Annotated in this window: 10 protein-coding genes; 7 read left to right on the forward strand and 3 right to left on the reverse strand. The window is 38.3% G+C overall.

From position 1 onward, the window contains the following. Positions 1–355 precede the first annotated feature (355 nt). Entirely contained in the window at positions 356–1,669 is a 1,314-nt protein-coding gene (locus LD39_RS04630) for a TrkH family potassium uptake protein (protein ID WP_035543397.1), read from the reverse strand. Positions 1,670–1,877: 208 nt separating this feature from the next. Here LD39_RS04630 and LD39_RS04635 point away from each other — a divergent pair, with 208 nt between their 5' ends. The 5 genes from LD39_RS04635 (at position 1,878) to fosM (ending at position 6,441) form a co-directional block, all read left to right on the forward strand. Then, entirely contained in the window at positions 1,878–2,543 is a 666-nt protein-coding gene (locus tag LD39_RS04635; RefSeq protein ID WP_035543398.1) for a TrkA family potassium uptake protein, read from the forward strand. A gap of 262 nt (positions 2,544–2,805) precedes the next feature. Then, positions 2,806–3,372, forward strand: coding sequence for a DUF4256 domain-containing protein (locus LD39_RS04640; RefSeq protein ID WP_035543400.1), 567 nt, complete (start codon positions 2,806–2,808; stop codon positions 3,370–3,372). Between the two features lie 251 nt (positions 3,373–3,623). Beyond that, positions 3,624–4,112, forward strand: a complete 489-nt coding sequence (locus LD39_RS04645) for a hypothetical protein (protein ID WP_035543404.1) — start codon at positions 3,624–3,626, stop codon at positions 4,110–4,112. A 928-nt stretch (positions 4,113–5,040) separates the two neighbouring features. Continuing rightward, the gene (locus tag LD39_RS04655; protein WP_035543408.1) at positions 5,041–5,628 is read left to right on the forward strand and encodes a YdeI family protein; all 588 of its coding nucleotides are present in this window, start codon (positions 5,041–5,043) and stop codon (positions 5,626–5,628) included. 390 nt (positions 5,629–6,018) lie between these two features. Further along, the gene (fosM, locus tag LD39_RS04665; protein WP_035543412.1) at positions 6,019–6,441 is read left to right on the forward strand and encodes a FosM family fosfomycin resistance protein; all 423 of its coding nucleotides are present in this window, start codon (positions 6,019–6,021) and stop codon (positions 6,439–6,441) included. Positions 6,442–6,925: 484 nt separating this feature from the next. Here the strand turns inward: fosM and LD39_RS21975 are convergent, their stop codons facing one another. Continuing rightward, entirely contained in the window at positions 6,926–7,075 is a 150-nt protein-coding gene (locus LD39_RS21975; RefSeq protein WP_081988302.1) for an aspartyl-phosphate phosphatase Spo0E family protein, read from the reverse strand. Positions 7,076–7,460: 385 nt separating this feature from the next. Here LD39_RS21975 and LD39_RS22485 point away from each other — a divergent pair, with 385 nt between their 5' ends. Both LD39_RS22485 and LD39_RS04675 read left to right on the forward strand, forming a co-directional pair. Continuing rightward, a complete protein-coding gene (locus LD39_RS22485; RefSeq protein WP_156112567.1) occupies positions 7,461–7,613 on the forward strand; it encodes a hypothetical protein in 153 nt (50 codons plus the stop codon). A 264-nt stretch (positions 7,614–7,877) separates the two neighbouring features. Beyond that, the gene (locus tag LD39_RS04675; RefSeq protein ID WP_035543416.1) at positions 7,878–8,420 is read left to right on the forward strand and encodes a cysteine hydrolase family protein; all 543 of its coding nucleotides are present in this window, start codon (positions 7,878–7,880) and stop codon (positions 8,418–8,420) included. A 101-nt stretch (positions 8,421–8,521) separates the two neighbouring features. Here the strand turns inward: LD39_RS04675 and LD39_RS04680 are convergent. Next, positions 8,522–10,033, reverse strand: a 1,512-nt coding sequence (locus LD39_RS04680) for an ABC-F family ATP-binding cassette domain-containing protein (RefSeq protein ID WP_035543419.1), incomplete at its 5' end; no start/stop codon positions are given.

The raw sequence follows: 10,033 nt of genomic DNA on the forward strand, positions 1-10,033 counted from the left end.
GACACCTAAATGTAGTAGGTGAACTTCTACCTTTCTATTAATACAACACTTTTTCAGTGGATTCGCTGCGCACTGTGGGGGGTCACCGTTGCCTTCCTCCCACAGAAGTCTCCGTGAATTTCCTACGCTGAAATGGTCTAAATCCTTCTTTTACATGCTTCGTTTTCATCAGCGAAGCATTCTGTCGGAGCGGCCATACTTCCACCTTACATGACAAATGTCCAAAGTATTGGCAAGAATTGGACACGTTGCACTAGTCTACCATAAAAAATCCGAACGATGGTGAAATCTTGTCATAAGAATTTCACAATCATTCGGATTTCAGAATGGCTAAAACACTTTTGTCCCATCCTCATTATCCTGTAAGAATTTCTTCACTAGGGTATTTAATTGGATCGGGGGATTGCTTTGCAAAAGCAAAAGCAAACGTTAAGGGTCCTAGCTTACCGATTAACATGGTGAGAACGATAACGATTTTACCTATAGTGGTTAAACTACCTGTTAACCCCATTGAAAGCCCTACTGTCCCAAAGGCCGATACACTCTCGAACATAATCATTAAGAAAGGTGCATCTTCCGTTAGATCTAAAATGAAAATTGTGAAAATAACCACGCACATACTACCAACAGTTAACGCTAATGCCTTTAAGATCACATGGTAAGTCAAACTTCTTCTGAATATCGTCACGTGCTCTTTATCCTTGAAGAAAGATACCGTAGCGAGAAGAATGGCTAATGCAGTCGTTAACTTTATCCCACCAGCTGTAGAAGCACTACCTCCTCCAATAAACATAAGAGTAATAATAAAAAAGAGGGAAGCTTCTTCCATTTGCCCTATATCTAACGTGTTAAATCCAGCTGTTCTTGGTGTAACAGCTTGAAAATAGGCGGCTTGAATTTTTCCTAAACTGGAAAGATTAGCAAGTGTAGCTGGGTTATTATACTCCAGAAAAAATATGATTAAGAAGCTAATTAGGTTGATTGTCAGTGTCCCCACAATCATCAATTTTGTTTGTAAAGATAAGTGAGCAAACTCTTTACTTTTCCACAAATCAAATACAACGGTAAATCCTATACCTCCTATAATAAAGAGAAAGGTTATAACAATATTTACTACAGGACTCACTGCATAGGCTGATAAACTATCTGACCAAATAGAAAAGCCTGCATTGTTAAAAGCGGATATTGAATGGAAGATACTTGCGTATATGCCTTTCCCCCATCCCATTTCAGGTATCCATTTAAGTGAAAGGAAAATGACAGCAATCGTTTCTACAATAATGGAAAAGAGGAGTAATCTTAGGGCCAGTCGTACGACTCCTCCTATAGCTGATTGATTTAACGCTTGTTTCAGAAGAAGGCGCTGTTTAATTCCTATCTTCTTACCTACAGCCACATAGATTAAGACAGCAAATGTCATAATCCCAAGGCCGCCAAGTTGAATGAGTGACAAAATCACGATTTGCCCGAATAATGTATAGGCAGTACCCGTATCTACCACAATTAATCCAGTCACTGTCATAGCTGATGTCGCTGTAAATAAAGCGTCAATAAACGAAACACCCTCCGTGTTCGCGAACGGAAGGGACAGGAGAAGAGTACCTATGGCTATCAAGCCTATGAATATAGAAATAATGATCTGTGGAGGGTTTAAATTATTATAATTCATCAAAAGGCCACCAATCTTAGGGAATTCATTCAGATGTGTATATTCTATAGTAATTATCGAGTTTTCTAAAGCTTTTATTTTTAAGGGAATCGGAGGTCTTAGTGTAAATGGTTATAGTTATGTCATAATATTTCTGCTTCTCTTGAGAAATATCTAAAAGGATTGGTAGTATAGAGGTAGGTTTCATAACATTTATGGAGGAAATTCTATGAAAAAAGAATTCGCTGTCATTGGTTTAGGCCGATTTGGTGGAAGTATATGCAGAGAGTTAAGTCGTGAAGGTATGGAAGTTATTGCTTTAGATATTGATGAACAAAAAGTAATTGAGTATAGAGATATCGCAGCGCATGCAGTTATGGCTGACTCTACGGATGAAAACGTATTAAGAGAGCTGGGATTACGGAATATCGATCACGTAATCGTGGCGATTGGTGACAACATTCAAGCCAGCATGTTGACCACTTTAATTCTAAAAGAATTGGGAATTAAAATCGTAACGGTTAAAGCTCAAAATGATTATCATGAAAAAATTCTAAATAGAATTGGTGCAGATCACGTCATCCACCCGGAAAGAGATATGGGAAAACGAATTGCCCACAACATCATTTCCAATAACATTCTTGATTATATTGAATTGTCTGATGATCATAGTGTGGTAGAAGTTAAAGCAGGGAGAAAAATGAAGGGTCAAACACTTATCGATTTAGATATCCGAGCAAACTACGGATGTAATGTTGTAGCAATGAAAAGGAATAAAGATGTTATCGTATCTCCCCAGGCCAACGAAAAAATAGAAGAAACTGACATTTTAATTGTGATCGGGTCTGATAAAGATATAAGTCGCTTTGAGAAAAACCTTGTTGCAGACGATTAAAGGCGAATAACTATAATTGATTTTCAATTAAATGTGAAGGTTCACTAAATTTATGTAATCCATATCATCAAGATTGGAATGCAGCGAAGTCGGGCGCAGGCAGAACTTCTAAGTAGGTTAGTGATTGAAGGAGAATATAAATATTTAGTTATCTTGAAATAGAGGAATTAAGATTAGGTGGGATTGTTCAACATGGACGGCTGCTTTTTTACTTGCTGGTTTAGTCCTTATACAATTATAACTTAAAAAAAGAGGGATTTATATGACTAAGAGAAATAGGGAGTTGTCATTAGAACAACGTGAAGAACTACTCAGAACATTGAATGCCCGTTTTGAAAAAAACGTGAACCGCCATAAAGGACTTGAATGGGCTAAAGTACAAGCAAAGCTCGAAGCTAATACTGAAAAACTGTGGTCGCTTAATGAAATGGAAGAAACGGGCGGTGAACCAGATGTTGTTGGCCATGATAAAAAGACAAGCGAATACATTTTTTATGATTGTTCACCGGAAAGTCCTAAAGGCCGCAGAAGTGTCTGTTACGACCGTGAAGCGCTGGAGTCAAGGAAAAAATACAAACCAGAAAATAATGCTTGTGATATGGCAACTGCCATGGGCATTGAACTTTTAACGGAAGAACAATACCGGGAGCTACAGAAACTTGAAAATTTTGATATGAAAACATCGAGCTGGATACAAACTCCTGCTACTATTAGAAAACTTGGCGGGGCACTCTTTTGTGATCGTCGCTATGACACTGTATTTGTATACCACAATGGAGCAGAATCCTACTATGCTGCAAGGGGGTTCCGTGGCTCGCTAAGGGTCTGAATTTTGCACAGTCATCTAAATTTGATTTTGAAAACGCATTACGCGGTGAAGGCATTAATTTCACGCTTCAACTATCGAAGGGGAGAGTAGAAGATTAAATAGATGGTCTCCAACTTTTCCGTAATTCAAAACCAAGGGAAGAATTGAAGAGTATCATTTTGATTACCTCTACATTCTTTAGGTCCATATATTACCTTTTTTTGAAACATAAATACTTGGTATATGGGGGTATAGGGAGGATTTGAGTTTATATGCTTTCAACTATATCTTTAGTAATTTTTGCTATATCTTTTCTTATTACACTAATCGGGGGTTCAACCCACCATTTTTTACTGCTAACTGTAAGTATTACAATCGCAAGTGTTGCATGGATTTTCTTTTCATTATCTATTAATAAGAATTCGAAGCATATAAAGAAAGAATTTCGAGGCACTCCTTTGAAAATTATTCGCATGGTTTTATTACTGGCAGGTATTGCATGCGCTCTAATATCATCAATTTATTTGAGAGACATACCCAGTTATATTCAAAAGGACTATGAAACATTGAAGGGTGTTCCATCTAAAATTGAAAATGTTACTACATCTCGATATGAAGGTAATGGAATAGATATTATCCTGCACGGTAAAGAATTTAGAATAAACGATAATTTAAAAATTGATCATTTAAAAGATAAGCAATCTATCATTCAATACCTACCTCATTCTGAATGGATCATATCATATAAAGTTATTGATTAACTCATTCATAATGATGATTAAATATGGCGTATAATGACATCAAGTCTTACATATAAGGCAAATACGGAATAATACTACATGTAGCATGGTATGGGAACGGTATGAGTTTACAGTGATAGGTAACACATAATATTGATCAACTTATAGGAGAGGGAAACTTTGAAGAGAACAATAGGAAGTTTTTTTCTCTATTTTACAGTTTATTTTTTATTGATATTGCTCTTTGCGGCAATATTCAAACCTTCTGATATATCATTTGAAGGAATAGTTCGGTCAGTAGTTATCGCTTCTGCTTCTGCTGCTGCAATGGTTTTTGTCGGGAGGTTAGTCCCAAAGAAATAACTTTCTCAAACGAACTAGACAACAATATACGTTTTAGTTATCTTTATTCCAATTCTTACATATAGAAGGGGCGATTATTCTTAGGTGATAGTCGCCCCTTCTTTCTCAAGAAAACAGAAGTATGTGCTTTATAGAACTTGCACGCTGTCGAGACTTTCTCGATAGTCTAAGGTACTTCTCATCTTGGAAGTTCTTTTTTCGTTTTGAGCTAAATCATATCTTTATGGCTGGCGCTTTCTTGGTTGTTTCTCTTCTTTTCTTGCTTGTTGCTGTGCGTTTTTATTCGAGAGTTTTTTATTTCCTTGAGCCATGATAATCCCTCCCCTCATTTTTATTATTTTCAAAAGTCTGTCGGATTATTGATTGAAGTGAAAGAAAACCCCTGTAACCTGGAGAGTCCTAATAATTTGAGACTAACTAAAAATCAGAGGTTATTTTGACGGCTCATTCCTCTCACACCTAATTCTCTTCCCTTTTTACACCAGTACGTTTGTTAAATGGGGACATGGAAAGTAATTCGTGGTTAATGTATATTCAAATAAAGTAAAATGTCAGCTTAAAAAAATTTTTGAAGGGGGTTACCTTGATGACCAATAGTAGGATGAATCCTAAGGTTGATGAATTTCTAACTAAATCCAAGAAGTGGAAGGAAGAATTTGAGAAATTGAGAACAATCCTTCTTGATTGCCAGATGACCGAAGAATTCAAGTGGGGTAAACCTTGTTACACGTTTCAGGAAAATAACGTCGTTTTAATCCATGGTTTTAAAGAATATTGTGCGCTGCTATTTCACAAAGGTGCATTGCTAAAGGATACCCATGGGGTTTTAATTCAACAAACTGAGAATGTCCAGGCGGCGCGTCAGATTCGGTTCACCAATGTTCAAGAAATAATTGAAATGGAAACCATCATTAAAGAATATGTATATGAAGCTATTGAAGTGGAAAAAGCTGGTTTGGAAGTGAAATTTAATAAGAAGACGGAAATTCCGCAAGAACTTAAAAATAAATTCAATGAAATCCCTGCTATGAAAGCTGCTTTTGAATCATTGACACCGGGAAGGCAAAGAGCCTACATTCTTTATTTTTCTAGTGCCAAAAAATCCAAAACTCGAGAGTCCAGGATCGAAAAATATATGCAGCACATTCTTAATGGAAAGGGATTAAATGATTAGCCTATTGGATGTCAGGTAACTCACCAAACAGTGCAATATAATTAAGCTTATTTAGGGGTTGCTCATATCCAGCACATTTTTATATTGATTATCTTGTTATGCTTGATCGGGTGCTCAGATTCGTCTATAAAACTAAGAAATTGAAGCTCAAGCTGTATCTTCTCTTGAATCGAAAATTCAACACTACATCGATAAAAACAACATCCAACCATTAGGAGTAAGTCGTCTTTCATAACGGCATGATCAACTAAACCATTTGGCGCGATATGCCGGTCAACTTCTACCAATTGAATGCAACTTATAGGATGGCTCCTTCTTTCTAAGATCAATCGCTATCATTCCCTTACTTTGAAATAATTGGAATTGAGTGATCATTTGGAGGTGAAAGCAATGAATATTAAAGGAGTTAATCATTTTCTGTTTTCTGTATCTGATTTGGAACGATCCATCCATTTTTACCAACAAGTTTTCGGTGCGAAGTTACTTGCGAAAGGTAAAACAACGGCCTACTTTGATCTTAATGGTCTTTGGCTGGCGCTGAATGAGGAAAAAGAGATTCCTAGGAATGAAATCTCTCAATCTTACACTCACATAGCCTTTTCTATTGATGAAAAAGACTTCGATCATGCATATAAAGAGTTAGTAGCGTTGAATGTAAATGTTCTATCAGGCCGGAAGAGAGACAGGCGTGACAAGAAGTCAATTTATTTCACAGATCCTGATGGTCATAAATTTGAATTTCATAGTGGAACTTTACAAGATCGTATCGATTATTACAAGGAAGCTAAACCTTATATGGATTTTTATGAATAGAAAATGTCAGATTACATTATGTTAGTTTGTGAAGGGGTGGGAACTATGCCACTAGTCGAAAGGTCAATTGGCTGTCTAATCTTAGATATTCAGATTCGAATTTAATTAAACAGATAATCAAAATTGTTCTGGGCAGTGGAACTTTAATAATCTTTGATCGATGAGAAGAGGTGGGTATTAATGGTGAAAAACAAGAGAGAGGCAGCCTTATGCTCAACCGCACCATGCAGATGCACATAGCAGGAGGCTGCAATAAGGAAAAAGAGGGAAATAATCTGGTTGGTAGTCCGAGTGAAGAATTTGTACATGAAAGAGGTGAACATCCGGTTCTTCGTCTACTGCTAATATCACCAGTGGAAAACTACGCACTTCCTTTACTGACGAAATGAAAGCAGCGAATGGATGATGAAGAAGAGCACCTTCGCGTTTCTGAAGAATAAATGTTTAGATTCTTTATTTATTCATTGCGATACATAAGATCTGTCTATTCCTCTCCATTCAGTTTATTCAACAAATCATCCAGCTCTTGAGAGATTCTGAGCACCTCCGTGTAATTATTAGGGGATTGATAAGCCTCATACATTTTTTCTCTCACTTCTTCAATCTGCAGTTCCAAACCTTTTTTATCGATCAATACGTCCGCCTCCCGTATTTCCGATCAATCTTTTATTTTTTACCCTTTTTTCATAATACGAAACAGGGTATAGAGGTACATTTGAAAGATTTGTATGAGGGGATTAAACCTCAGGTTAGAAACCATTTCTGTGAAGAACAAGTTAAATGTAAGGAATCGCTTCCAATTGAATGTAATGGGGGAGATTTTCGTGGGGTTTTGGGTTTCTCTATTTGCTGCAGGAATCTCAATCTTCGGCTGGTTAAGTATCCTCTATTTTCAATCGAGGTCAGAGGAATATGACAAAAAGTACAACCATAAGAAATAGGTAACTTCATAATTTATATTAAAAAAGTGACTCTCTTTGGAATCGCCTTTTAATATTATTTACAAAGGTGGGGATCTTGTGGAATCTCTTCTTAAAAAAGGCAGTGGTCTTCTCCTGTTCGTAGGCATTGTTTTGATTGTCCTGAGATTTCAAACTGGCCTTAGCTTTTATTATCTGGACTTTGCTTTACTAACGATAGGTGTATCGTTAGCGCTCACGAAAGAATATTGAAGAAAGCATTTTGTGCCGGATCGGATGGCATAGATTCAAATCAGTGGGATGGGATGAAGAAATAAAGTCGCGAACCATATATGAATGTGAGCGTTGTGGAAAACGAACGAAAGTGATGCGAGGTATTTAAGTTTTTTCAATACCGTTTCACATAACGATAGAGCTCTTTCGACGGCAATCTCTAAAGTTTTACTAAAGCCGTGCGCAGGAACTCTGTACTCTTTTAGAGAATGGTATAGTGAGAATCTAAAAGGATGTGAGCGAATGGGGAAAGAAGTATTAGTCGTCATTGATGTCCAAAAGGCTGTCATGGAAAACTCGTATCAGTGTGAAGAGAAAATCACCAATATCAACCGAGCAATCCATCGAGCAAGAGAAAAGCAAATTCCCGTCATATACGTTCAACATGAGTATCCAGAGGGGCCAATGAAACGTGGGGCGGATGGCTGGCAGCTTCATCCTGAATTGGAGAAACCGTTGGAACAAGATGCTGTAATTTTTAAATCGGTTCCGAATGCTTTTGTACGTACGTCACTTAAAAAGACGCTTGATAAAGTTGAAGCTGATCATCTTTTTATTTGCGGAGCCCAGACAGATTATTGTGTTGACTCTACCTCGCGTGGAGCTTTTGACCATGGTTACCATGTAACATTAATTTCAGATGCTCATACAACTTGTGACAATAAATACTTAACTGCTTCACAGATCATCGAACATACGCAGCATACGTTAACGAATTTTTGGAGTGAAACGGCAGTCATTGATTTGAAATCCTCTCATGAGCTCGGCTGGGAGAAAGTGAAATAACCATAAAAGAAACGGTCACCGTGTTAGACGATGACCGTTTCTTTGTGGTTGTTTCTACATTTGATAGCGATTGTATGCTTATCATGATACGTGCTTACTTTTTATTGAAACACTTTTGTCGTCCAGTCTTCGCAGTTCCAAACATCTGTGACGATATCCTGATAAAATTCAGGCTCGTGCGAGATGAGAAGGACGCTGCCTTTATATTCCTTCAAAGCACGTTTCAATTCGGCTTTTGCATCGACATCCAAGTGGTTGGTCGGTTCATCTAATACCAGTAAATTGGTTTCTTTATTGATCAATTTACATAGGCGCACCTTGGCTTTTTCACCGCCGCTCAACACTTGAACCTTACTTTCGATGTGCTTACGTGTCAGACCACATTTCGCTAGGGAAGCACGGACTTCATATTGAGTAAAGTGACGGAATTCTTCCCAGATCTCTTCGATACATGTATGGTTGCTGATTTCCTTCAGCTCTTGTTCGAAGTAGCCGATATGAAGGTGATCGCCTAGCTCGACGGACCCAGATACAGGCTGGATTTCTCCGAGAATACTCTTCAATAACGTCGTCTTACCGATTCCGTTTGCACCGGATAAGGCAAGCTTTTGTCCACGCTCCATACTAAGGTTAAGTGGACGTGATAACGGCTCATCGTATCCGATCACGAGGTCTTTCGTTTCAAACAAGTATTTCCCTGGGGTACGTGCTTGCTTGAAGTTGAAATGAGGCTTCGGTTTTTCTGAATCCAGTTCGATGACGTCCATCTTATCAAGCTTTTTCTGGCGGGACATCGCCATTTTACTTGTCGCCGCATTAGCTTTGTTACGCGCAACGAAATCTTTCAAGTTGGCAATTTCTTTTTGCTGCTTTTTATAAGCGGCTTCCAACTGCTGCTTCTTCATTTCATACACACGGAGAAATTCATTGTAATCACCAGGGTAGCGTGTCAGCTGCTGATTTTCCATATGATAGATCAAGTTCACAACGCTGTTTAAAAATGGGATGTCGTGGGAGATCAAGATGAAGGCATGGTCGTAATTCAATAAATAGTTTTTCAGCCATTCAATATGCTCGACGTCCAAATAGTTGGTCGGCTCATCGAGCAGCAAAATGTCCGGCTTTTCAAGCAGCAATTTTGCGAGCAATACTTTCGTGCGCTGACCACCGCTCAAGTCAACTACTTGACGCTCAAGTCCGATTTCATCAAGTCCTAATCCATTGGCGACTTCTTCCACTTTTGCATCAATCGTGTAGAAATCGTTGTTTGTCAGGGCATCCTGAATTCGGCCCGTTTCTTCGAGAAGCTCAGTGAGCTCATCCGAGTCTACTTCTCCCATTTTTGCAAAAAGCTCATTCATCTCTGTTTCCATATCAAACAGATATTGATAGGCCGTTCTTAACACATCGCGGATCGTCATTCCTTCAACAAGATCCGCGTGCTGGTCCAGGTACCCGACACGGGTGTGCTTCGACCATGTAATGTTTCCAGCATCAGGCTCCAGTTTTCCTGTAATAATATTCATAAACGTGGACTTCCCTTCGCCGTTGGCGCCGATCAGTCCAATGTGCTCTCCTTGTAATAGACGAAACGAAACATCATCGAAAATCGC

Source organism: Halobacillus sp. BBL2006 (assembly GCF_000786645.1).
GTDB lineage: Bacteria > Bacillota > Bacilli > Bacillales > Halobacillaceae > Halobacillus.